The 21896-nt window shown below is 68.0% G+C and carries 21 protein-coding genes and 1 pseudogene; 12 read left to right on the top strand and 10 right to left on the bottom strand.

Annotated elements, in window-relative coordinates:
- Positions 1-20: 20 nt before the first annotated feature.
- Entirely contained in the window at positions 21-737 is a 717-nt protein-coding gene (gene lexA / locus MJQ72_RS05085) for a transcriptional repressor LexA (RefSeq protein WP_037343289.1), read from the bottom strand.
- Positions 738-1055: 318 nt separating this feature from the next.
- Between lexA and MJQ72_RS05080 the strand changes: the two genes are divergently transcribed.
- The 4 genes from MJQ72_RS05080 (at position 1056) to MJQ72_RS05065 (ending at position 5921) form a co-directional block, all read left to right on the top strand.
- Positions 1056-1550, top strand: coding sequence for a LysM peptidoglycan-binding domain-containing protein (locus MJQ72_RS05080; protein WP_240597981.1), 495 nt, complete (start codon positions 1056-1058; stop codon positions 1548-1550).
- Positions 1551-1850: 300 nt separating this feature from the next.
- Positions 1851-2339 (top strand): transcriptional regulator NrdR, encoded by a 489-nt coding sequence (gene nrdR / locus MJQ72_RS05075; protein WP_240597980.1) that lies wholly within the window; start codon positions 1851-1853, stop codon positions 2337-2339.
- 34 nt (positions 2340-2373) lie between these two features.
- Positions 2374-5190 carry a vitamin B12-dependent ribonucleotide reductase gene (locus MJQ72_RS05070; RefSeq protein WP_240597979.1) on the top strand — a complete coding sequence of 939 codons (2817 nt, stop codon included), beginning with the start codon at positions 2374-2376 and terminating at the stop codon, positions 5188-5190.
- Positions 5191-5270: 80 nt separating this feature from the next.
- A complete protein-coding gene (locus MJQ72_RS05065; RefSeq protein ID WP_240597978.1) occupies positions 5271-5921 on the top strand; it encodes a hypothetical protein in 651 nt (216 codons plus the stop codon).
- On the opposite strand, the gene MJQ72_RS05060 is transcribed toward MJQ72_RS05065, so the two are convergent.
- Genes MJQ72_RS05060 through MJQ72_RS05050 form a run of 3 tightly spaced genes read right to left on the bottom strand, consistent with a single transcriptional unit; the run spans position 5909 to position 7972 of the window.
- Positions 5909-6265, bottom strand: a complete 357-nt coding sequence (locus MJQ72_RS05060; protein ID WP_240597977.1) for a DoxX family protein — start codon at positions 6263-6265, stop codon at positions 5909-5911. The genes MJQ72_RS05065 and MJQ72_RS05060 overlap by 13 nt on opposite strands.
- Before the next feature lie 39 nt (positions 6266-6304).
- Positions 6305-7354: a DUF2293 domain-containing protein gene (locus MJQ72_RS05055; RefSeq protein WP_240597976.1), complete on the bottom strand. Its 1050-nt coding sequence runs from the start codon at positions 7352-7354 to the stop codon at positions 6305-6307.
- Between the two features lie 18 nt (positions 7355-7372).
- Positions 7373-7972, bottom strand: a complete 600-nt coding sequence (locus tag MJQ72_RS05050) for an ABATE domain-containing protein (protein WP_240597975.1) — start codon at positions 7970-7972, stop codon at positions 7373-7375.
- A 55-nt stretch (positions 7973-8027) separates the two neighbouring features.
- Here MJQ72_RS05050 and MJQ72_RS05045 point away from each other — a divergent pair, with 55 nt between their 5' ends.
- Entirely contained in the window at positions 8028-8426 is a 399-nt protein-coding gene (locus MJQ72_RS05045; RefSeq protein WP_240597974.1) for an SRPBCC domain-containing protein, read from the top strand.
- Here the strand turns inward: MJQ72_RS05045 and MJQ72_RS05040 are convergent, their stop codons facing one another.
- The gene (locus MJQ72_RS05040) at positions 8427-9011 is read right to left on the bottom strand and encodes a TetR/AcrR family transcriptional regulator (RefSeq protein WP_240597973.1); all 585 of its coding nucleotides are present in this window, start codon (positions 9009-9011) and stop codon (positions 8427-8429) included. It abuts the gene before it with no gap.
- Positions 9012-9105: 94 nt separating this feature from the next.
- Between MJQ72_RS05040 and MJQ72_RS05035 the strand changes: the two genes are divergently transcribed.
- Together MJQ72_RS05035 and MJQ72_RS05030 are read left to right on the top strand one after the other, a co-directional pair.
- Positions 9106-9753 carry an FMN-dependent NADH-azoreductase gene (locus MJQ72_RS05035; RefSeq protein ID WP_240597972.1) on the top strand — a complete coding sequence of 216 codons (648 nt, stop codon included), beginning with the start codon at positions 9106-9108 and terminating at the stop codon, positions 9751-9753.
- Positions 9753-10067 carry a multidrug efflux SMR transporter gene (locus MJQ72_RS05030; protein ID WP_240597971.1) on the top strand — a complete coding sequence of 105 codons (315 nt, stop codon included), beginning with the start codon at positions 9753-9755 and terminating at the stop codon, positions 10065-10067. The genes MJQ72_RS05035 and MJQ72_RS05030 overlap by 1 nt, the downstream gene beginning before the upstream one ends.
- A gap of 46 nt (positions 10068-10113) precedes the next feature.
- On the opposite strand, the pseudogene MJQ72_RS05025 reads toward MJQ72_RS05030, so the two are convergent.
- A pseudogene (locus MJQ72_RS05025) lies at positions 10114-12119 on the bottom strand (prolyl oligopeptidase family protein).
- 85 nt (positions 12120-12204) lie between these two features.
- Here MJQ72_RS05025 and MJQ72_RS05020 point away from each other — a divergent pair.
- From MJQ72_RS05020 to MJQ72_RS05005, 4 genes are all read left to right on the top strand, one after another.
- On the top strand, positions 12205-13125 hold the full coding sequence (locus MJQ72_RS05020) for a neutral zinc metallopeptidase (protein ID WP_240597970.1): 921 nt from the start codon (positions 12205-12207) through the stop codon (positions 13123-13125).
- Positions 13122-13604 (top strand): hypothetical protein, encoded by a 483-nt coding sequence (locus MJQ72_RS05015; RefSeq protein ID WP_240597969.1) that lies wholly within the window; start codon positions 13122-13124, stop codon positions 13602-13604. The genes MJQ72_RS05020 and MJQ72_RS05015 overlap by 4 nt, the downstream gene beginning before the upstream one ends.
- Before the next feature lie 47 nt (positions 13605-13651).
- Positions 13652-14083 carry a CBS domain-containing protein gene (locus tag MJQ72_RS05010; protein WP_037304170.1) on the top strand — a complete coding sequence of 144 codons (432 nt, stop codon included), beginning with the start codon at positions 13652-13654 and terminating at the stop codon, positions 14081-14083.
- A 62-nt stretch (positions 14084-14145) separates the two neighbouring features.
- On the top strand, positions 14146-15708 hold the full coding sequence (locus tag MJQ72_RS05005; RefSeq protein WP_240597968.1) for a recombinase family protein: 1563 nt from the start codon (positions 14146-14148) through the stop codon (positions 15706-15708).
- Positions 15709-15775: 67 nt separating this feature from the next.
- On the opposite strand, the gene MJQ72_RS05000 is transcribed toward MJQ72_RS05005, so the two are convergent.
- From MJQ72_RS05000 to MJQ72_RS04985, 4 genes are all read right to left on the bottom strand, one after another.
- A complete protein-coding gene (locus tag MJQ72_RS05000) occupies positions 15776-16051 on the bottom strand; it encodes a hypothetical protein (protein WP_240597967.1) in 276 nt (91 codons plus the stop codon).
- A 496-nt stretch (positions 16052-16547) separates the two neighbouring features.
- The gene (locus tag MJQ72_RS04995) at positions 16548-17444 is read right to left on the bottom strand and encodes a replication-relaxation family protein (protein ID WP_396426930.1); all 897 of its coding nucleotides are present in this window, start codon (positions 17442-17444) and stop codon (positions 16548-16550) included.
- A gap of 65 nt (positions 17445-17509) precedes the next feature.
- On the bottom strand, positions 17510-18994 hold the full coding sequence (locus MJQ72_RS04990) for a type IV secretory system conjugative DNA transfer family protein (RefSeq protein WP_240597965.1): 1485 nt from the start codon (positions 18992-18994) through the stop codon (positions 17510-17512).
- Positions 18984-20294 (bottom strand): hypothetical protein, encoded by a 1311-nt coding sequence (locus MJQ72_RS04985; RefSeq protein ID WP_240597964.1) that lies wholly within the window; start codon positions 20292-20294, stop codon positions 18984-18986. Before MJQ72_RS04985 ends, MJQ72_RS04990 begins: the two co-directional genes overlap by 11 nt.
- A gap of 713 nt (positions 20295-21007) precedes the next feature.
- Here MJQ72_RS04985 and MJQ72_RS04980 point away from each other — a divergent pair.
- Complete coding sequence (locus MJQ72_RS04980; protein ID WP_240597963.1) at positions 21008-21880, top strand: 1-aminocyclopropane-1-carboxylate deaminase/D-cysteine desulfhydrase; 873 nt, start codon at positions 21008-21010, stop codon at positions 21878-21880.
- Positions 21881-21896 lie beyond the last annotated feature (16 nt).

Below are 21896 nucleotides of genomic sequence, written 5' to 3'. Positions count from 1 at the left end.
CGGCGTGCTCCGGCTCCGGGCTACAGCCTGCGAAGAACGGCGACGACCTTGCCGAGGATCGTGGCGTCGTCACCCGGGATGGGCTCGTACGCCTCGTTGTGCGGCATCAGCCAGATGTGGCCGTCCTTGCGCTTGAACGTCTTGACCGTCGCTTCGCCGTCGATCATCGCCGCCACGATCTCGCCGGGGTCGGCCGTGGGCTGCTGGCGCACGACGACCCAGTCGCCGTCGGTGATGGCGGCGTCGACCATCGAGTCGCCGGTGACGCTGAGCAGGAACAGCTCACCCTCGCCGACGATCTCCCTCGGCAGCGGGAAGACGTCTTCGATCGCCTGCTCCGCCAGCACCGGGCCACCGGCCGCGATCCGGCCGACGAGCGGTACGTACGCGGCCTTCGCGGCCGACTGCGGCTGCTCGACGTCGATGCCCATCGGGTTGTCGTCCGTCGTGGCGAGCACCCCCACCGCACGCGGGCGGTTCGGGTCGCGTCGCAGATAACCCTTGCGCTGCAGGGCCTGCAACTGGTGCGACACCGACGAGGTGGAGGTCAGCCCGACCGCCTCGCCGATCTCACGCACACTCGGCGGGTAGCCGAACCGGCTCACCCACAGTTTGATCACGTCGAGCACCTGCTGCTGCCGCACGGTCAGGGTCTCGTCCACCTCGTAGACCTCGGGCAAGGCGCGCACCTTGCCCGAGCCCCTAGGCGCGTTCCCCGCCTTGCTCTCCTTAGCCACCGTCTCGCTCCTTCATCTCCTGCGTCGCCTCCCAGTGCGTCCGGTCGCCCGGACCGACTTCGCGTGTCTTCGCCGGTGGCGGACGATCTTCCCCGCCCACGGCACCGGCGGCGTCCGCGCAGCAGACGCCCTGGTCAACGACGTTAGCCCGCCGGGACGACGATTTCAAACATCTGTTCGATGGACACGCCGTGTCGCTCGATTTTTGTCGGTGGGAGGTGGTACACATTCGCACGGGCGTTCGATAGAACGCGTGTTCGATCTTGATGCCGGGTCCCGGCCCGGCGGCGAGTGCAGCAGGACTGCGAGGAGGTTCCGATGTCGATTCTGGCCGATCGAGGACTGGTGCGGCCCAGTTCCCCCGGGCCCGTTCCGGCAGGGGTGACCCGGCCCGTGCGGGTGGTGCGGGGCAGGCGTGCCGAGCCCTTGCGTCCGCCCACCAGGGCGCGGGTCGTGGCGGGCCGCCGCCCCGGCGTCGCCACCGTCGCCCCGGCGTGCCCGGCGCCGCGGCGGCTCCCGCTCAGGTGGCCGTCGCTCGCCGGGATGGCCTTGCTCGTCGCCGGGGTCGTCACCGGATTGGGTCTGTTCTTGGCCGGTGTTCCCGGAGCCGCGGTGCCCGAACGGACCACGACGGTGTCCGTTTCCGAGGGCGAGACGCTGACGGATATCGCGGCGCGATTCGCGCCAGGCAGCGACACTGGCGCGGTCGTCGCCAGGATCAAGGAGCTCAACTCCCTGGAAAACGCCGTTCTCGTGCCCGGGCTGCCGCTCACGGTGCCCGTCGCGGCCGAGGTCGCGGAAGGCGGGAGGTGATCCCGGAGGGCGCTCTCACCCGTCGTGGGTGAGCTCCTCTTTCGTGTCCGATCGGCCCGGCGGTTGCGCTTGCGTGCGTCCGACCAGCGATCTAGTCTCCACCGCTATATGTAGTAGTTACATGGCTGTAGTTGGTCCATAGCTTGGGGTAGACTCGGTACCAGTTGTCCACAGCTGGCCGGTGTTCACCCACCGGATGTCCACAGATCGATCCACATGTCGATCTTTTCCGTCGTTGCGTGGCGACGGGGCGGGCGTCCACTCGGGGCCGGCCGGCGCGGAGGGGAAGGTGATCGGCGGATGAGGTGCCCGTTCTGCCGGCATGCGGACTCTCGGGTCGTCGACTCCCGAGAGGTGGATGAGGGTCAGGCGATCCGGCGGAGGCGCTCCTGCGCCGCTTGCGGCCGGCGCTTCACCACTTCGGAGACGATGGTGCTCGCCGTCGTCAAACGATCCGGGGTCACCGAGCAGTTCAGCCGGGACAAGGTGGTCCGGGGGGTGCGACGCGCCTGCCAGGGCAGGCCGGTCGACGACGACGCGTTGCAGCAGCTCGCGCAGCGGGTCGAGGAATCGATCCGGTCGGCGGGGCTGGCGGAGATCCCGAGTCACGAGGTCGGCCTGGCGATCCTGGGCCCCCTGCGCGAACTCGACGGCGTCGCCTATCTCCGGTTCGCCAGTGTCTACCGCTCCTTCTCCTCGGTCGAGGACTTCGAGAAGGAGATCTCGGACCTCCGCGAGGCCATGGCTGCCACACCGGACGAGAGCGATCGAGACGCGAAAGACGGCTGATGCCGCCTCCCGCGTGGGAGTGAGGGAAAGACCCATGACCGAGACCGTGGGAACAGGCAACCCGGCCACAGCGCGGGCGAACGGGAAGAAGAAGCAGGCGGGCGGGCTCACCGTGCGCCGCGTCTTCACCACCGAGGGCGTCCACCCGTACGACCAGGTCACCTGGGAGAACCGGGACGTCGTGATGACGAACTGGCGCGACGGCACGGTCAACTTCGAGCAGCGCGGTGTCGAGTTCCCCGGCTTCTGGTCGGTCAACGCGACGAACATCGTCACGAGCAAGTACTTCCGCGGCGCCGTGGGCACGCCTCAGCGCGAGCAGAGCCTGAAGCAGCTGATCGACCGCGTCGTCCACTCCTACGTGAACGCCGGCCGCGAACACGGCTACTTCGCGAGCCCCGCGGACGCCGAGATCTTCGAACACGAACTGACCTGGATGCTGCTGCACCAGGTGTTCAGCTTCAACTCGCCGGTGTGGTTCAACGTCGGCACGACGTCGAAGCAGCAGGTCAGCGCGTGCTTCATCCTCGCGGTCGACGACACCATGGAGTCGATCCTCAACTGGTACCGCGAGGAGGGCCTGATCTTCAAGGGCGGCTCCGGTGCCGGCCTGAACCTCTCCCGCATCCGGTCCTCGCGTGAGCTGCTGTCCTCCGGCGGCACCGCGTCCGGTCCGGTCTCCTTCATGCGCGGCGCCGACGCCTCCGCGGGCACCATCAAATCCGGCGGAGCCACCCGCCGCGCGGCGAAGATGGTAGTCCTCGACGTCGACCACCCGGACGTCGAGGAGTTCGTGCAGACCAAGGCACGCGAAGAGGAGAAGATCAAGGTCCTCCGCGACGCCGGGTTCGACATGGACCTGTCCGGCTCGGACATCGCCTCCGTCCAGTACCAGAACGCGAACAACTCGGTCCGCGTCTCCGACGAGTTCATGCAGGCCGTCGAGACCGAGGGCGACTTCGGCCTGCGGTCCCGGACGACCGGCGAGGTCATCGACCGGGTCGACGCCAAGAAGCTGTTCCGCACCATCGCGCAGGCCGCCTGGGAATGCGCCGATCCTGGCCTGCAGTACGACGACACGATCAACGACTGGCACACCTGCCCCGAGTCGGGCCGGATCACCGCGTCCAACCCGTGCTCGGAGTACATGCACCTGGACAACTCCAGCTGCAACCTCGCCTCGCTGAACCTGCTCAAGTTCGCCACCGAGGACGGCGGTTTCGACGCGCCGCTGTTCGCGAAGGCCGTCGAGCTGGTCATCACCGCGATGGACATCTCGATCTGCTTCGCCGACTTCCCGACCGAGGCGATCGGCGACACCACCCGCAAGTTCCGCCAGCTGGGCATCGGGTACGCGAACCTCGGCGCGCTGCTGATGGCGCTCGGCCACGCATACGACTCCGACGGCGGCCGCGCGCTCGCCGCCGCGATCACCTCGCTGATGACGGGCGTCTCGTACCGGCGTTCGGCAGAACTCGCCGCGGTCGTCGGGCCGTACGAGGGCTACGCGCGCAACGCCGAAGCGCACCAGCGGGTCATGCGCAAGCACGCCGCCGCCAACGAACTCGTGCGGACCTACCACTCGAACGACGCCGCGGTCCGCGCGCTCGCGACCCAGGAATGGAAGCACGGCATCGAGCTGGGCGAGAAGAGCGGCTGGCGCAACGCGCAGGCCTCCGTGCTCGCGCCCACCGGCACCATCGGCTTCATGATGGACTGCGACACGACCGGCATCGAGCCGGACTTCTCGCTGGTCAAGTTCAAGAAGCTGGTCGGCGGCGGCTCGATGCAGATCGTCAACCAGACGATCCCGCGCGCGCTGGCCGCGCTCGGCTACCAGGGCGAGCAGATCGAAGCGATCGTCGAGTACATCGCTCAGCACGGCCACGTCGTCGACGCCCCCGGCCTGCGCCAGGAGCACTACGAGGTGTTCGACTGCGCGGTGGGGGAGCGGTCCATCGCGCCGATGGGACATGTCCGGATGATGGCCGCGGTGCAGCCGTTCCTGTCGGGCGCGATCTCCAAGACGGTCAACATGCCGGAGTCGGCGACCGTCGAAGAGGTCGAGGAGATCTACTTCCAGGGCTGGAAGTACGGCCTCAAGGCGCTCGCGATCTACCGCGACAACTGCAAGGTCGGCCAGCCGCTGTCCACCGGCAAGAAGGAGAAGGCCGAGCCCGAGGCCGAAAAGGTCGTCGAGTACCGGCCGGTCCGCAAGCGCCTGCCGAAGAAGCGCCCGAGCCAGACGGTGTCGTTCACCGTCGGCGGCGCCGAGGGGTACCTGCACGCTGGTTCGTACCCGGACGACGGCCTCGGCGAGATCTTCGTGAAGCTCGGCAAGCAGGGGTCGACCCTCTCCGGCGTGATGGACGCGTTCTCGATGTCGATCTCCGTCGGCCTGCAGCACGGGATCCCGCTGGAGTTCTACGTTTCGAAGTTCTCCAACCTGCGCTTCGAGCCCGCCGGCATGACCGACGACCCGGACATCCGGATCGCCACCAGCGTCATGGACTACCTGTTCCGCAGGCTGGCGCTGGACTACCTGCCGTACGAGAAGCGTTCGCAGCTCGGCATCTTCACCGCCGACGAACGCTCGGCACAGGTCGAGGCGAGCTACGGCACCGCGCCCGCCGCGGAACCGGAGAACGTCGACATCGACGCCCTTCGGTCCACTGTGGACTCGTCGTCCGCGGAACCCGCCAAGGTCGCGCACTCGACGGCGGAACTGGTGGAGCTGAACCTTGGCACCGCGTCCGACGCGCCGCTCTGCATGACCTGCGGTACGAAGATGCGGCCCGCCGGTTCGTGCTACGCCTGTGAAGGGTGCGGCGCGACCTCCGGCTGCAGCTAGGTCATAACGAAGGTCATGAAAGGGTCGTTCAGGACGATATATGTCCTGAACGGCCCTTTCATGACACCGGAGGCGCGTGCGTGACCATCGTTGATCCCTTCGGCACACTCAAGCAGGCACTCTGGATCTGCGGCGGTCAATGGGCGGGGAAGTCCACCGTCTCCCGCCTGCTCGCCCGCCGCCACGGCATCACCGTCTACCACTACGACTTCCACGACGCCCGCGCCCATCAGGACCGTCGCATCGCCCACCGCGTCCGGGAAAATCTGCCCACCGCGGATCCGGACCCGGAGACCGTCTGGGTCGACCCCGCACCCGAGCGGATGGCCGCCGACACGATCGCGGGTTTCCCGGTGCGGTTCGAATGGGCGCTGGACGATCTGCGCGCGCTGGTCTCCGGGCGGCCGATCCTCGCCGAGGGCTGGGGATTGCGCCCGGAGCTGGTCGCGCCCCTGCTGGACTCACCGCGCCGGATGATCGTGATGGTGCCCACCGACGATTTCCGTGAGCACCAGCTCCGCGTGCTGCCCCGGGCCGCCGCGGTGGCGCACCGGGTCAGCGATCCCGAACGCGCGCAGCGCAACCGGATCGAGCGGGACCGGCTCGTCGCCGGGGACGCCGTCCGTTCCGCGAAGGAACTCGGCATCCGGGTGCTGGAGATCGACGGCTCACGAGACGCCGAAGCGGTCGCGGACGTCGTCGCTGAGCACTTCGGCCCCTATTTGGCCTGAGCGAGATCGAGGACGAAGGTCGCCACCGCCAGCGCGAGGAATCCGCCGGGGAAGGCGATGTTGTAGAACACGCGGGCGCGCACGTGGGTGATGACGGCGCCGAGGTAGAACAGCACGAGCCCGGCGGCCGCCGCGGTCCCGAGGTAAGGCACCCCGAGCAGGCCGAGCAGCAGCCCGGCCGCGCCCGCGGCCTTCAGCGAGGCCAACGGCGGAATCCAGGACTGAGGCACGTTGACCTCGGCGGAGTTCTTGAGAACGAACGGGATCCGCGCGAAGTCGGCGGCGGCGATCCCGGCGTTGATCACGATCGTCATGATGGCCAGGGTGAGATATGCGGTGAACATGCCCACTGGACGAGGCCCGCGCCCGGAATGTGACAGCGGTCAGGATCGCCAGCGGTCGAGCACCGCGTCGATGGCCGGCCGGATGCGATCGCGGGCGGCCTGGCGTTCCACGCCCGCCATGAGGAGGTCGTCGTACTCGGTGTCCAGATGCCGGATCGAGGCGACGACGGCGAGGAACACCGCGCGTTCGGCCAGTTCCCGCCCGGCGGCGGACCGGCCGACCCGGCCGCTGCCGCGCAGGCCCGCGTGTTCGGCGATGGCTCGCGCCCGATCCGGCGGGCAGCCGGGGAACAGCTCCGTGATCGCGGTGTGGAACCGGGCGGTGAACTCGACGTCTTCGCGGGCGCGCCGTTCGCGGTCGCGGTCGCGGCGCCGTTCCCGGACGTCTTCGTCGGCGAAGCATTGCTCCTCGGCGTCGCGCAGTGCCGATTCTTCGACCAGGATCCCTTGCCGCTCATGACGTTTCCGCGACCGGTTGAACTTGGTGACGACGGCGGAAAGCCGGCTCGCCTTCTTCGCCCGGCGGGTCAGGGTGGCGTCGCCGGACGGCAGGAAGACCAGGTGGCCGAGGTCGGCGCAGTCGAGGCAATGCGGCTTTTCACCCTCCAGGAACAGGAGGTCGCCGGTGCCGCCGCAGTCGGCGCACGTCCACGCCGTGAGTGCCACCGAGACGATGAGGTCGGGTGCTTTCCGTTGCCTGGCCTCGACTTGCGCGCGTTTGGCATCGGACAGCCCCGGCATGATCCAGTGTGTCCGGAACAGCGGTTCGAGACCGGCGAGCTCGCCGGAGGTCACCTGGAGGGCCGCCCGGTCCCGGGTCGCGCCGACGTGCTCGATCTCCGACCCTTCGAGGCCGTTCGCCGCGACCCAGCGTTGCAGGGCACCGAGCGCGAAGGTCAGCTTCTCCGGTGCCACCGGCAGCGCCCCCGTCAGCACGGGGATCCGGCCGCGCTGCCAGGCGTCGACGACGTTCTCCGGCAGCCAGCCGATCCCGGTGAGGATACCGAGCGCGGTCACCGACTTCTTCTTGGCCAGCAGCTTCTCCGCCGTCTCGACGACGCGTTGTTCCAGTTTCGCTTCACCCTGCATCGCCGGGAATCCTAGCGATCACGCGGTTTCGGCGCGGGCCCGGTACGCCCGGATCTTGGCGCGGTTGCCGCAGCGCTCCATCGAGCACCAGCGGCGGTTGCCCGACCGCGAGGTGTCGAAGAACAGCAGGTAGCAGTCGCTCGCGGAACATTCGCGGACGCGGCCGGAGCGTTCGCCCGCGACCAGGCCGATGGCGTCGCGGGCGACGGCGCCGAGGAGTTGCTTCCCGGTGACGGGCGGCGCCCAGGCGAGCCGCCGCGTCTCCGGATCCACGAGCGGCCTCGGGGTGGCTTCGGTCGCGTCGTTCAGCACGGCGAGGTCGTCTTCCGACGGTGCTTCGCCCCGCGCGAGGGCGGGTGCGACGCGGTAGAGCGTGTCCCGCAGTTCCTTGAGCGCGGTGAGTTCGGCGGGCCGGATCCGGACGTCGGTCAGGGGAGCGGTCAGCGCCAGCCGGCAACCGGTGAACCAGTCGGCGAGGGCGGACGGCGTATGCGCGATCTCGTAGCGCTCGTACGGGCCGGGACCGCCGGTCAGCATGAGTTCGAGGCTGAGGCTGCCCGGATCGAACCGGTACCGCTCGCCCTGAACGTCGACGAGCACTCTTGTTCCCGGAGTCATGTAACCACTATAGTCGGTTTCAGAAACCAGGTAAGACGGTTACGGCGGAGGCGTGATGATCGGCAAGACGAAGGACGCGGGCTGGGAGATCGGCGTGTCCAAGACGGTGGCGTACCCGCTGGATCAGGTTTGGGAGTACCTCTCGGGTTCGGGCCTGGCGGCCTGGCTGGGCGATGTGCGGCTGGAGCCGGAGAAGGGCGCGCCGTACGAGACGGCCGAGGGCACCGTCGGCGAGGTTCGCGGCTATCGGGAACGCGAGAAGATCCGCCTCACCTGGCGTCCGAAGGACTGGGATCACGAGAGCACGGTCCAGGTCGGCCTCCGTCCGGCTGGGCCGGGCAAGACGACCGTGGTCTTCCATCAGGAACGGCTCACCGGCCCGGAAGAGCGCGCCGCGCAGCGCGAGCACTGGCAGGCCGTGATGAAGCTGGTCGTCGACGGTCTCGCAGGCTGATCAGGAGAGGGTTCGCCGGGCGAGCTCGGCCAGGGTGTCGGTGATCCGTTCGGCGCTCAGGCCGAGCTCGCCTGTTTGGTACAGGAACACCTCGGCGGCGAGCGGTGCCAGCAGGACGTCGGCGAGCGCGTCCGGATCCGGGGTGTCCGCCTGTTCGGCGAGATGGCGGACATGGGTGCGCCACAGCCGGTACGGCCCGCTGGTGAAGCGCGAATGCCCGACCTCGGTGCCGAGGACGAGATGCGCGTGCCGGGCGAGCAGCCCGATCATCGCCGCGTAGAACGCGGCCAGCCGCTCGGCGGGCGGCGCGCCGGGACCCAGCGGGGGAGGGCCGGTGAGCAGCCGCTCCTGGAGTTCCCGCTCGTGCTCGTCCAGTAGGGCCACGGCGATCGCCGAGCGGTCCGGGTAGCGGCGGTACAGCGTCGCGCGGCCGACCCGGGCCGCTTTGGCGATGTCCTCCATGGTGACGTCGGCCGCTGGACGTGCGGCGAAGAGCCCTTCGGCGGCCTCCAGGATCTTCGCGCGGTTACGGGCGGCGTCCGAGCGTTCCCGTCCCCGGCCGTTCGCGAGCAGATCTTCCGGCATGTGCCGCAGCCTAGGGAATATCCGGACGCGGTGTCCACTTGTACCCGGCGAAGCAAGTGGACGCCGTGTCCACTTCCTGGTTCGGGAGGCCTCGATGAGCCACCTTCTCCACCTCGACTCCAGTGCCCGCAGCGCGTCGTTCTCCCGAGAACTGAGCGCACGGTTCGCCGAGGTCTGGCGTGCCGCGAACCCGGGCGCGGGTTACACCTACCGCGACCTGGCCGCCGACCCGGTGCCGCCGATCGGCCAGGCCTGGACCGAGATCTGCGACGCCCTCCTCCAGGCCGGGATCACCGATCCCGAGGGCTACGCCTCCGTGGTGAAGACGCCGGAGCAGCGCGAGGCTTGGGCGGTCATCGAGCCGCTGCTGGCCGAACTGCTCGCCGCCGACGTCGTGCTGATCGGGGCGCCGATGTACAACTTCTCGATCCCCGCGACGCTCAAGCTGTGGATCGACCAGGTGACATTCCCGAAGATGTCCTTGGCGGGCAAGGCTTTCGTGGTCGCGGGAGCGCGTGGCGGCACCTATCTGCCCGGCACGCCGCGCGAGCCGGTCGACCACCACGAGCGCTACCTGCGCGATTTCTTCGCCGGGCACTACGACGTCCGGGACGTCACCTTCCTGCACTCCGAACTGACGAACGCCCTGGTCGACCCGCGGCTGAGCCCACGCGATCCCGACCGGATCGCGTCGCGGGAGCAGGCGCTCCTCGGCGCCGAAAAGGCCGGAAGGGGAGCCTGATGGGCTGGGGAATCCTGCTCCTGGCGGGAGCCGTCGAGGTCGCCTGGTCGCAGAGCATCAAGCCGACCGAGAACTTCAGCCGGTTCTGGCCGACCGTGCTGTGCTTCGTGCTCGGCGTCGCCGCGGTGTACCTGCTGTCGAAGGCGATGGACTCGATCCCGGTGGGGACCGCGTACGCCGTTTTCACCGGCATCGGCGCGGTCGGCGCGATCGTGTTCGGCATCGTGATCCACAAGGATCCGGTCGGTTTCGGCCGGTTCGCGGCGATGGCGCTGATCGTGGGCGGGGTGGTGCTCGCCAAAGTGGCCGAGTGAGCTCAGGAAGGGGACTTTCTCGCCGGAAAGTCCCCTTCCGAGCGGGTCAGGAGAGCTTCTCCCACAGGAATTCGAACATCAGCGCCCATTTGAACGCCAGCTGCTCGTTGTCGGCCGCCGCGCCGTGCCCGCCCTCGATGTTCTCGTGGTACCGCACGTCGTGTCCCTGCTCCACCATCCGCGCGACCATCTTGCGCGCGTGCGCGGGATGTACCCGGTCGTCCCGGGTGGAGGTGACGAACAGGACCGGCGGGTATTCGCCGTCACCGCGGACGTTCTGGTACGGCGAGTACTTGCCGATGAAGTCCCATTCCGCCGGGTCGTCGGGGTCGCCGTACTCGGCCATCCACGACGCGCCCGCGAGGAGCTTGTGATAGCGCTTCATATCGAGTAGCGGCACCTGGCTCACGATGGCGCCGAACAGGTGCGGGTAGCGCGTCAGCATGACGCCCATCAGCAGCCCGCCGTTGCTGCCGCCCTGGATGCCGAGCCGGGACGGCTCGCTGATGCCGCGCTCGACGAGGTCGGCGGCGACGGCCGAGAAGTCCTCGTAGACCTTGTAGCGCTTGGCTTTGGTCACCGAAGTGTGCCAGTCCGGCCCGTATTCGCCGCCGCCGCGGATGTTCGCGACGACGTAGGTGCCGCCCCGCGCGAGCCAGCCGCGGCCGATGACGCCGCTGTAGCCGGGGTCAACGAGACCTCGAAGCCGCCGTAACCGGTCAGCAGCGTCGGCCCGCCTTCGGCGCCGGACGGGCGTACGACGAAGTACGGGATCTTCGTGCCGTCTTCGGATGTCGCGAAGTACTGCGAGACCGCCATGCCTTCGCTGTCGAAGAACGACGGAGCGCGCTTGAGCACCTCGACCTCACCGCCGACGTGCCCGTAGCTCAGCGTCGACGGCTGGGTGTACCCGCTCGAGTCGAGCAGGTACTCGTCGCTTACGTCGGGGTCGGTACCGGTGATCTCCGCGGTGCCCAGCTCCGGGGCACCGGCGAGCGGCCGCGAGGTCCAGCCGTCGGACGGCGTGAGCACGCGCAGTTCCGTCCGGACGTCGGACAGCGTCGAGAGCAGCAGATGGTTGTGCGTCCACACCCAGTACTCCAGCGACGTGTGCGCGTCCGGGGTGAAGAGGGTCGTGAAGGTGCGCTCGCCCGCCATGAACGCGTCGAAGCCGGAGGCGAGCAGGGTTCCGGAGGGGTACGTCGTGCCTTCGACGGTCCAGTCCGAGCGAAGGCGGATCAGCAGCCACTCGCGGTGTGAGGACGTCTGGGCGTCTTCGGGGACCTCGATGCGGTCGAGACCGGCGGCCGTCCGGACGTACCTTTCCGTGCGGTAGAAGTCGATCGACCGGTAGACGAAGTCGCGCTCCCATCCCTCGGTCGGGTCGTGGTGCGCGGACACCGAGACGTCGTCCGGCTTGCCCTCGAAGACCACCGTCGCCTCTTCGAGCGGCGTGCCGCGCCGCCATTCCTTCGCCAGCCTCGGATAGCCCGAACTGGTCAGCGTCCCCGGGCCGAAATCGGTGCCGATGTAGACGCGGTCATGGTCGATCCAGCCGATCCTGGTCTTGGCCTCGGGGACGAAGAACCCGTCTTCGACGAAACGGCGCTCGTCGAGGTCGAACTCGCGGACCACGGTCGCGTCGGCGCCGCCGCGCGACAGCTCGACCAAAGCGCGGTGGTACCCCGGACGGAGGACAGCCGCGCCCTGCCAGACCCAGTTCTCTCCGTCGGCCTCGGCCAAGGCGTCGACGTCGAGCAGGAGCTCCCACTCCGGTGTGTCGAGCCGGTACTGCTCCAGGGTGGTGCGGCGCCACAGGCCGCGCGGGTTGGCCGAGTCCTGCCAGAAGTTGTACAGATACTCGCCGCGACGGCGGATGTAGGGGATCCGGTCGTCGGCGTCGAGGACCTCGCGGACCTCGTCGCGGATCCCGGCGAACCGCTCACTGGTGGACAGATCCGCCAGCGCCTCGGCGTTGCGGGCTCGCACCCAGTCCAGCGCTTCCTCGCCGGTCACGTCTTCCAACCACAGGTACGGGTCCTCGTCACTCATGCACACAGTCTTGCCGGGTGCTCCGTCCCGGCGCCACCAGGTGTGGCATTCCGTATGCTGTGGGCTCGCACGTTTGGGGGACACCATGACCGGCACCGACGAGGTACCCAGACCGTTCGCGCCTGCGCCGCCTCGCCGCAACCCGGGGGCCGCCGTGGTCGGCCTCCTCATCGTCGCCGCGCTGACCACCACCGGGATGGCGATGGCCGGCGGGCCGCGCCAGATCGACGGTCAGGCCCTCCCGGTGTCCGGCGGGTACACCTCCGAAGGGGCGAAAGCGCCCGCCGGGAACGCGAAACCCGCGCCCAAGGAGGTGCGGGAACTGGAGACGAACCCACTGCTGGCGGAGGGGATCGCGCTCGGCGCCGTCACCTGCCGCCTGCCCGCGATCAGCCGCGAGCCCGCGAAACTGGAGACGTACTACAAGACCCTCGTGTCCTGTCTCGCCGAATCCTGGAAGCCGGCCCTGGACCAGGCGAACGAGCCCGCGTTGACGGTGACCGTGCAGGTGACGCTGCCCGAGACCAGCGCGTGCGGGAAGGCGCCGGGCGAGGACGAGGCCGTCGCCTACTACTGCGGCGGCGACACCACGATCTACGCGCCGACCCAGTGGATGCTGGGCGACGCGGGGCTCGAACGGTCTCGTCACCTCGCGACGATGGCCCACGAGTACGGGCATCACGTCCAGCGTTCCAGCGGGATCCTGTCGGCGGCGGCGGAGAAGATGTCGTCGCCGGGCGAGGACAGCCCGGCCGACAAGGAACTGGTCCGCCGCATCGAACTGCAGGCGAACTGTTTCGGCGCGCTCGCCCTCGCGGCAGCCGCCGGTCGCGGTTCGATCAGCAAGTCGCTGGCCAACGCGGCCCTCGACGACTACGGCCGCGCCGACGACAGCGACACCCACGGCAGCCGTCGTAACCAGCTGAAATGGGCGAAGGCCGGGTTCTCCGGGAAGACGACGTCGGCGTGCAACACCTGGGCGGCGCCCGCCTCGGACATCAAATGACCGACGAGGTGATGGCCGAGATCAACACCGGCCTCCAGCTGCACATCTCCGGCGACCGCGCCGGCGCGCGCGAGAAGTTCGCCGCGTTGTGGGAACGGATCGGCGAGGACGGCGACCCGCTGCACCGGTGCGCGCTCGCGCACTACATGGCCGACGTGCAGGACGAACCGGCCGACGAGCTCGCCTGGGATCTCCGCGCGCTCGCCGCGGCCGATTCGCTCACCGACGAGCGCGCCCAGGAGTACCACGCGACGCTCGCCGTGCGCGGGTTCTACCCGTCGCTGCACCTGAACCTCGCCGAGGACTACCGCAAACTCGGTGATCACGAGTCCGCGAAGACGCACTGGGAACTCGGGCGGGGGACACTCGGCGCGCTCGGCGACGACCCTTACGGCCTCGGGATCATCGAGGCGTACGAAGCGCTCGCCTCCCGGCTCGGTATCGAACCGGACTCTCCGGACTTTCGCGCAGGGCGGTGAGGCCATAACCTGGAGTGACTCAGGTCACCCATCCGGGAGGAGCGCGTATGCGGATTTCCGATCTGTTGCGGAACAAGGGGGCGGCCGTCGCGACCGTCTCGCCGGAGACGAACGTCACCGAACTGCTCGAGAGACTGGCGGAGCACAACGTCGGTGCCCTGGTGGTCGTCGACGCCGAGGGCGGGATCGTCGGGATCGTCTCCGAACGGGACGTCGTGCGACGGCTCAACGAGCGCGGACCCCAGCTGCTCGACGGATCGGTGTCCGCGATCATGACGAAGATGGTCGCGAGCTGCACCCCCGAGGACTCGGTGGACCAGCTGTCCGTCCTGATGACCGAACGCCGCATCCGGCACGTCCCGGTCGTGGTGGACGGCAGGCTGGCGGGGATCGTGAGTATCGGCGACGTCGTGAAGACCCGGATGGAACAGCTGGAGAAGAGTCAGGAACAGCTGGAGGCGTACATCTCGCAGGGCTGACCTGCTCGTGAGTGGTAAGGACGGTTCTAGCCAACCCTGTTTAAGTTACCTACAGTTGATCTATGGCTACCAGTCACCAGGTTAATGCAGGTCAGGGCGGGCGCCAGCCGATCTTGGACTCGTATGCGCGGCTGTCTCGTAACCACAAGCGGAAGATCGAGAAGTGCGAGACCCAGCACGCCGACAACCGGGAGGTGATCAACCGGTTGGGCGGCGTGCTGGGTGAGGAGATCTCGGATCCGAAGCTGTCGGCGTGGAACCCGAAGGTTCATCGTCCGGGGTGGGAACGGATCATGAAGCGGATCGCGGCGCGGGCGTGTGACGGGGTGGTGTTGTGGAACACCGACCGGGGTTGGCGGCAGTCGCCGGACCTTGAGGACCTGTTCAAGCTGATCGAGGGGTTCGAGTCGTTCACGGTGGCGTCCTCGCACGGCCGTTATGACCTGACCGACTACAACGATCGGTACCAGTTGCGGCAGGAGGTCGCGCACAACCAGCGCAACTCCGATGAGGCGTCACAGCGGATCTCGAAACAGTTCGAGGTGTTGCGTAAGCGTGGGGTTCCGCATCACCAGGGCCGGACGTTCGGGTTCCCCGGTCTGGACCGGACGGTGCCCAAGGATGAGGCGATGGACGAGAACGGGGAAGACACCCGTAAGCCTGTTCCGTTGTCGTTGGTGGAACGGGAACGGCGGGCGTTGCGGGATGCCACGGCGGCGGTTCTGGCGGGGGTGTTTCAGACCACGATCGCTGATGAGTGGAACGCCGAAGGGTTGCTGACGACCACGGGGAAGAGGTGGACGGCGTCGCTGGTGGGTGCGGCGCTGTTGCGTCCGGTGAATGCCGGTTTGGTCGAGCATGGCGGCGTGGTGGTGGGCACGATGCCGGGTGAGCCGATCGTGGACCCGGCGGACTTCGTCAAGCTGCGTGGTTTGTATGCGGGGCGGACGCGGGGTGCGCGGCCGTTCGGGATCTATGTGGGGTCGGGGATTCTGCGGTGCCGGTTGTGTGGCAAGGGGTTGACGGGGCGTCCGCACAAGGGGACCTATCCGGATGGTGAGCGGCGGCGGCAGTACGCGTGTGTGAAAGGTTCCGGTGGGTGCGGCAAGGTGAGTGCGGATTTCCGGCGGGTGGATCGTGAGTTGCGGTCGCTGGTGGTGTCGCGGTTGTCGGATGCCAAGCACGCGGCGGCGATCCGTGCCGCACGGGCGCGTGTCTCGGAACGGCTGGCGGAGCTGCACACCGAGATCACCGAATGCGAACGTCTGATGACCTCTATCGCGGCGAAACTCGGTGCCGGGCGGATGACCGAAGCTGCCTACGACACGGCCAACGAACCGCTGATGGCCACGCACGCGCGGTTGGAAGCCGAGCGGGACGCCTTGACCGGCGGGAACCCGGAAGGCCCCACCGAGGCGATGAGCCGGGACGACGCGGCCGAACAGTGGGACGGCGCCGAGGTCGCCGAACGCGCCGCGATGCTGGCGGACGCGCTGGGGCGGGACACCCTGTATCTCTATCCCGCCGCCAAGACCGGGCAACGCCAGTTCGACCCGAAGCGAGTAAGGATCGACCCGTACAAGCCCGGCAAGCACCGCACGGGCGGGAAACAGGCGGTGGCCTGATAGAGCAACGACCGAGGCCACACCACACCCCGGAAAAGGGGTGGGTGTGTCCTCGGTCGTCGGTGTGTCAGGCCGCGCGTTTCTGTTCGGTGTCTTGGGCGGCGCGGCGTCGTTTGTCGATGCGGTTGAGGATCACCGCGAGTGAGGTGATCTGGTCATCGGTGAGCGGCGGCAGGTCGGCGACGATGGCCGCCCACCTGTCGAGCGCTTCCGCGTCGAGCCGTGCTTGTTCTTCGGCGTAGGTTTCCTTCCTGGTGGGCTTGTCGTGCGGGGATGGGACGGCGGTGAGGTGGCGGCGTGCGTTCGGCGATCGGCGCGGGGGCGGTTGTGGCCGGGTGGGCATGTCCGCTTCCTCCTTTCGCTGCGCGGTGCGGGAATCGGCGGGTGCGTGATGGTGCTGTCTGGCGTCTCCTTTCCTGTGACGGGGATGGGTGCGGGAGGTACGGGTATCGACGTGGCGGCGTCGAGGTCGAACACGGCGCGCTGCCCGTTGTCGCGTCCGAGTTCCAGCGCGGCGGGGAGTGTGGCGACGACGGCGGACACGTCGAGATACACCCGCCGTGTGCCGGGGTCGCACCATCCGCCGAACACCCGCCCCGGCAGTGCGAGGGCGTGCCGGGTGCGGGTGAGATAGTCGGCGAGATCATCGGCAGTGACACGGCCGTCGCAGATGTGTTCGCACTCCGGGTGTACGGCGACGGCGTAACCCGTGCGGGCGTCGGCACCGGTCGCGGGATCGACGGTGAACCCGCCGTCCGGAACGGTCAGTGCGTCGGCCATCGCGGCCAGCCGCGCCACCGACAACCCGCCCGTGCTTTCGTGATTGTGGGTGTGCTGGTTCATGCCGCCTCCCGGCGCGGTGAGTGGCGGCGTGCGGGCGTCGCGACTTGAGTCAGGGTGCGGCGTTGCCGGTGTCCTGCGGGCAGCCATACCGGGTCTGTCGCGACCGCCGTATCGCCGGTTGCGGTGGTGGCCACGGCGACGGGCGGACCGGTTGGCCAGCGGCGCGCCCACGCGTCGTGAAGGTTACGTTCACGGCCGGGTCCGGGGAGTCCGAACAGGACGGGTTGCCGGATTCCGGAGCGGGCGAGTTCGGCGTATTTGGTGATCTTGTCGGTGAGGGTGTCGAGGGTTTCGGTTCCGGTGTCGTGTTCGTAAAAGAAGCCCACGGTTCCGTGGGGGTCGCTGTATTCGCCGTAGCCGTCCGGGCGGACGATGCCGCCGCACGCGTCGGCGGTGACGGCTTCGGGCGTCCATGTGCGTAGCTGGCAGCCGGGACGAGTGCGGGCGTGTCCGGCGAGGGCAGTGAAGAATTCGTTCACGCCAAGCAGGTGTTCGGTGTGTGGCGAGTGCGCCAGCCGGAGAACTTTCTCCGTGACTGCCGACGGTTTCGGTAGTGGCGTGTCGGTCGCTGCGGCGTGCACCGCCGCGCCGACGTGCCCGAGGGTGTAGCGCCACGACTGGGAGCCGGGCCAGACCTCGCGCCGGAACCGCGCGAGCACGCCACGGTGGTACAGCGCGGCCAGCCGGTGACGGGCGTGGTGCGGTGACCCGAACAGCAGCCGCGTGACCTGAAGGGCGGTCAGCACACGGTGCTGATCGAGGTAGCCGAGCAGGGACAGGTCCCGGCCGGTGAGCCCGCGTGAGCGGGCGAGAGCGTCGCCGGTGCTGACCGGTTCTATTTCCACTTTGAGGGGGTGGGTGTTGCTGTTCCTAGGAAGTCGGGGTGCGGGCATGGTTCCTCCACGGTGGCCGTACGCAGGGGTTTCAGGGCGCCTCAGGCGGCAACTCGGTGGTCCACTCATAAGTTGCCCCTGGAGTTGCCCACCGAGTTGTCCATAGAGCTGCCCACTGAGTTGCCATCGCCGAAAGCGTTGCCCTCACTGGTGTTCCAGTGATGCCGCAGGGCTTGTGCCGCGCCGCTGGAGGCGGGCGTGGTGTCGAGCCTGCGCGCCGAGGCGCTGCCGTCCCGTTCCCGGTGTGACAGTCCGGTTCGTGCCCGCGCCGCACGCCGTACCAGCTCGCCACGGCCGGGCGGGGCGGGGGGCATCGGGAGCGTGTCCAAGGTGCACGCCGGGGTGTCCCGGCCACCTGCCACGGCGCGGGCCACGATCTGGAACGCGGGGCGTCGCCGCAGGCCGTGTTCGTCGATATCGGGGGCGACGTGCCGCACTAGGCGGCGGGCGTCGTCCGGCGACACGGTGAAGTACACCTTGGTGCGGGCGTTGGCGTCGATCCCTTCCCGCACATCCGGCTGTAGCTGTGCCTGGTGCTGGTGGGCCAGTACCAGCGACACCCGGTAGCCGCGTGCTTCGGCTAGCGCGTCTTCGACGCCGATCGGGAGGTGCAGGAAGTTGTGACACTCGTCCACCACGACCGTCGCGTCCGGCCGCTGTTCGGGCGGCCGGACGGCGCGGCGGGTGATCTCCTGCCACAGTCCGGCGATCAGCAGCGACCCCACCAACCGCGACGCGTCCTCACCGATGTTTCCTTTCGGCAGGCGGGCGATCAGGATGCCGCCGTCCAGCACATCGGCAAGCGTGAAACTCGACCGAGGAGCGCCGAGCAGGGCGCGGGCGAACCGCCGGGTCAGCACCCCGCGCAGACGGGACACGACGGGTGCGCACAACTGGGCACGTTGTGCCGGGGTGGCCTCATCGAACGCGGCCCAGAACCCTTCCAGCCCGTCCGGTTCCCCGACTTCCGCCAGCACCGCACGCCGGAACGGCGCGTGATGCAGCAGCGGCGGGATATCGGCCAGCGTCGAACCCTCACGCCGGATCAGCGTGAGGCAGGCGGCGCGCATCAGGTCGTCCATGCGCGGTCCCCACGACGCGGCGTAGAGACGCCGGAACACCGACACCACCCCGTCCGCCACGAGTTCCCGTTGTGCAGGGTCGGTGGCGTCGAGGACGTTGAACGCGGCAGGTGCGTCGCGTTCGTCCGGGTCGAGGATCACCAGCCGATCCCCGCAGTCGGCGGGCAGCCGGTCGATCACGTTCGCGGCGAGGTCGCCTTGCGGATCGAGCAGCACCACCCCGCGTCCGGCTTCGGCTTCACCGAGGACGTGGTGGGCGAGCCAGGTGGACTTGCCAACCCCGGTCACGCCTTGCACGTGAAGGTGATGCCGGGCATCCGCGACGCTCACGCCCACCAGTTCGGACACCCCGGTCGTGGTCGCGCCGAGCAGCTTCGGTGCCTGGCGGCGTGGGTCGTCCCACGGCGACACGAGCAGTTCGCGCCGACCGGTCCCGCTGTCATCGTGGAGGGTGGTGTCAGGCCGCATTGCGATCACCGCCGAACCCGTCGAACCCGCGCCGTCCGGGACGGCGCCGGTAGCGGTCGCCGTCGAGCCGGGGCAAGGCGCGGTCGGCCTTCCGCAACGGCGCCTCCGGGTGGGGCAAGCCGTGGCTACCGGGCTGGTGCGGCAGGTGCCACACCGACGCCAGCTCCCGCACACTCGCGACGAAACCGTGCCCGTGCGCGTACCGCGCAACCTTGCCCGCCGGACGCCACACCCGCAGTCTCGCGGTGTCGTGTTCGTCGGTGGCCAGTGCCGCCAGCACGGCGGCCAGCTCACCCGACGAACGCCGCGCCGTGCGCGGCGTGACCGTGCCCGCGACGACCAACCTGACCGTTGCGCGAAGGTGCGGTCCTGCTTTCTGTTTTGCCTCCCGCGCCCGCCGTCGCGCCACGGTCACCGGGTCGTCCTCACGCCGTGTGGACGACCGCGTGTCACGTCGAGAATCGTGCGACGAAGACGACGACAACATGAGTTCCACCGCGCCGACCACACCACGCATGACCGCGAGCAGAGCGGCGCCGATCAGGCTGGTCAGACCGCGCCGGCGACCCGTCCCGCGGCCACGCCGGCGGCCTCCGCGGGAAGGGGAAATCACGACCTGAACCGACGCGAAACGACCCGCCACCGCGTGGTCGGAAATCCCTTCCAGCACGGCGCGCAACGGTTCGTCCTCGACCGCCACCACGCCGCGTTCCGGGCGATGCAGGTGATCGACCAGCGGAGCCCACGGCCCCTCACTCGGTACCAGTTCCGTCGCTCCGACCGCGCCCGCAGGCGGCCGGGGCGGCTCGGTCGGGGTCAGTCCGCATCCGGGCCACGCGTGTTCGACCGCCCGCGCTACCGACCGCGCCGGGCCACCACCCGGAACCCACAACCCCGCACGGATCCGGCCGTCCGGATCATCGGCCCACAACACCATCGCGACCCGCGTCCGCGCCGACACCCCGGCCAGCGTCGACGCGAGCAGCCGCCACAACGGCACCGCCCCATCAGCGGGCAGACGATGCGGCGGAGTGATCTCGAAAAACCGCGCTCCTTCCATCTCCCGCTTACGGCGCAACCGCACCACCTGGGCCAGCACCGCACCTGCCACCAACGCCAGCACAGCGACCATCACGAGCAGCGGCCACCACACCGTGATCCATGCCCACAAGGTGTAGGACAACCACGCCATGAACGCGTTGAACTCGGCCGAGGGATCACATACCAACCGGGCCAGCGGTGACCCCGTACACGGGTCCGCCAGCGCGAAGGCGTCCCACTGCTGAACTGTCTTGAACATGTTGCATCAACTCCTCTTAGGGCACCGTGTTGCAGGCATGCAGAATGCGGCGCAGCACGATGCAACCCCGCCCGTATCGACGCCGAACCAGCGCACGGCAGTGCGCGGGTACAGCAAGCCGACAACAGCGGGATAGCTGTTTCGCTTGGCACAAAAGGGAATTAGCCGACGATGGCAGAAGCTGACCGGAAACACGCGCACCTCAGACGCGGACATCGGTCAGCGGATGCCGTTCGGCGGGACATGTTCAGCAGCGCGGGGATCATCCGGCCACGGGCACTATTCGAGGGTACGAGCAAACAAGGGGTCCGGCTCACTTCTCCGGTTCATGAACCCTAGGCCCAAGAAACTGACACCCACACCACGCGGGTGCCGCGTGCACTGGACACGATCGGGACGCTGCGCGCCACTGGGATCTCTACTCCGGAGCTATTCCAGCCGATCAACCAAAGTGACGCCCGGTCGCGCTAGCCCGGTCACCCTGCTACGCTCCTTCCAGTCCTCTCGCGGGCAACTCGCCGACGCAACCTAGGACCTTCCAGTATTCCCATGATCAAATCTGAAGCGCAATAGATCATTCGAGTGATCATGGCGTTGGTTCTCGTCACTGTACGTTACGTGCATCGCTGGAGCAGGCACCCGGCTCGCTGCACCGGAGCCTCAGGTCATCGACACGCTGGCATGGCGGAAACAGTCCCATAGCATGTGGCTTCATGACCGGCTTGAACCTGCGCCTACCATCGCCTCTTACTGAGGCCCGCGATGGACGTTTAGATGCCAATGGCATTCGCCTCTACCTTAAGCGTGATGACCTGATTCACTCAGAGTTTCCAGGCAACAAGTGGCGCAAATTAAAATATAATCTGGCTGCGGCAACGAAGGCGGGCCACTCCAAACTCTTGACTTTTGGCGGCGCCTACTCGAATCATGTTCGAGCCGTAGCGGCCGCCGGTAAACACTTTGGATTCAGTACCGTTGGCGTCATCAGAGGCGAGGAGCATAGGCCGCTCAACCGCACTCTAGAGTACGCCATCGATTGCGGAATGACGCTGACGTATATGGATCGCGAGACCTATAGACACAAGGATGAATCGGATGTGATCGGGCGCCTAGCTGACGAGTTCGGACCGTTCTACCTCATTCCAGAAGGCGGAAGCAATGCTCTCGCCCTGCCCGGCTGTGCAGAATTGATTGAAGAAATCACGGTAGACTTTGATGTTATCTGCTGCGCCTGCGGCACGGGTGGCACGCTCGCGGGTATCGCTAGCGCGCTGCGAGGAGATCAACGAGCTATTGGGTTTGCAGTTCTCAAAGGTGCCGAATTTCTGGTGGACAACGTTCGAGAACTGCAAGAGAAGGCGTTCGGGCACGATAGCGACAACTGGTCAATTGAACTTGACTATCACTTTGGCGGGTACGCCAAAACAAGGCCGGAGTTAAAGACTTTTATTGCCGACTGTGAGCGACGCTTCGGTCTTCAATTGGACTGGATTTATGAAGCGAAGATGATGTATGGACTAATGGACTTAGTTGATCGTGGTCACTTCAAAACCGGAACGTCCATAGTTGCCCTGATCGCTGGTTGACAAGTTCTTGATAGTA

The sequence above is a fragment of the Amycolatopsis sp. EV170708-02-1 genome (genome assembly GCF_022479115.1).
Taxonomy (GTDB): domain Bacteria; phylum Actinomycetota; class Actinomycetes; order Mycobacteriales; family Pseudonocardiaceae; genus Amycolatopsis.
The sequence above is the reverse complement of the archived record's forward strand: the minus strand, read 5'-3'. Positions and strand labels throughout refer to the sequence as shown.

Excerpts from the sequence above, each read along its gene's own strand:
- MJQ72_RS05080 (WP_240597981.1), top strand. The coding sequence starts at position 1,056 with ATGTCGATTCTGGCCGATCGAGGACTGGTGCGGCCCAGTTCCCCCGGG.
- nrdR (WP_240597980.1), top strand. The coding sequence starts at position 1,851 with ATGAGGTGCCCGTTCTGCCGGCATGCGGACTCTCGGGTCGTCGACTCC.
- MJQ72_RS05070 (WP_240597979.1), top strand. The coding sequence starts at position 2,374 with ATGACCGAGACCGTGGGAACAGGCAACCCGGCCACAGCGCGGGCGAAC.
- MJQ72_RS05060 (WP_240597977.1), bottom strand. The coding sequence starts at position 6,265 with ATGTTCACCGCATATCTCACCCTGGCCATCATGACGATCGTGATCAAC.
- MJQ72_RS05055 (WP_240597976.1), bottom strand. The coding sequence starts at position 7,354 with ATGCAGGGTGAAGCGAAACTGGAACAACGCGTCGTCGAGACGGCGGAG.
- MJQ72_RS05050 (WP_240597975.1), bottom strand. The coding sequence starts at position 7,972 with ATGACTCCGGGAACAAGAGTGCTCGTCGACGTTCAGGGCGAGCGGTAC.
- MJQ72_RS05045 (WP_240597974.1), top strand. The coding sequence starts at position 8,028 with ATGATCGGCAAGACGAAGGACGCGGGCTGGGAGATCGGCGTGTCCAAG.
- MJQ72_RS05040 (WP_240597973.1), bottom strand. The coding sequence starts at position 9,011 with ATGCCGGAAGATCTGCTCGCGAACGGCCGGGGACGGGAACGCTCGGAC.
- MJQ72_RS05035 (WP_240597972.1), top strand. The coding sequence starts at position 9,106 with ATGAGCCACCTTCTCCACCTCGACTCCAGTGCCCGCAGCGCGTCGTTC.
- MJQ72_RS05030 (WP_240597971.1), top strand. The coding sequence starts at position 9,753 with ATGGGCTGGGGAATCCTGCTCCTGGCGGGAGCCGTCGAGGTCGCCTGG.
- MJQ72_RS05020 (WP_240597970.1), top strand. The coding sequence starts at position 12,205 with ATGACCGGCACCGACGAGGTACCCAGACCGTTCGCGCCTGCGCCGCCT.
- MJQ72_RS05015 (WP_240597969.1), top strand. The coding sequence starts at position 13,122 with ATGACCGACGAGGTGATGGCCGAGATCAACACCGGCCTCCAGCTGCAC.
- MJQ72_RS05010 (WP_037304170.1), top strand. The coding sequence starts at position 13,652 with ATGCGGATTTCCGATCTGTTGCGGAACAAGGGGGCGGCCGTCGCGACC.
- MJQ72_RS05005 (WP_240597968.1), top strand. The coding sequence starts at position 14,146 with ATGGCTACCAGTCACCAGGTTAATGCAGGTCAGGGCGGGCGCCAGCCG.
- MJQ72_RS05000 (WP_240597967.1), bottom strand. The coding sequence starts at position 16,051 with ATGCCCACCCGGCCACAACCGCCCCCGCGCCGATCGCCGAACGCACGC.
- MJQ72_RS04995 (WP_396426930.1), bottom strand. The coding sequence starts at position 17,444 with ATGCCCGCACCCCGACTTCCTAGGAACAGCAACACCCACCCCCTCAAA.
- MJQ72_RS04990 (WP_240597965.1), bottom strand. The coding sequence starts at position 18,994 with ATGCGGCCTGACACCACCCTCCACGATGACAGCGGGACCGGTCGGCGC.
- MJQ72_RS04985 (WP_240597964.1), bottom strand. The coding sequence starts at position 20,294 with ATGTTCAAGACAGTTCAGCAGTGGGACGCCTTCGCGCTGGCGGACCCG.
- MJQ72_RS04980 (WP_240597963.1), top strand. The coding sequence starts at position 21,008 with ATGACCGGCTTGAACCTGCGCCTACCATCGCCTCTTACTGAGGCCCGC.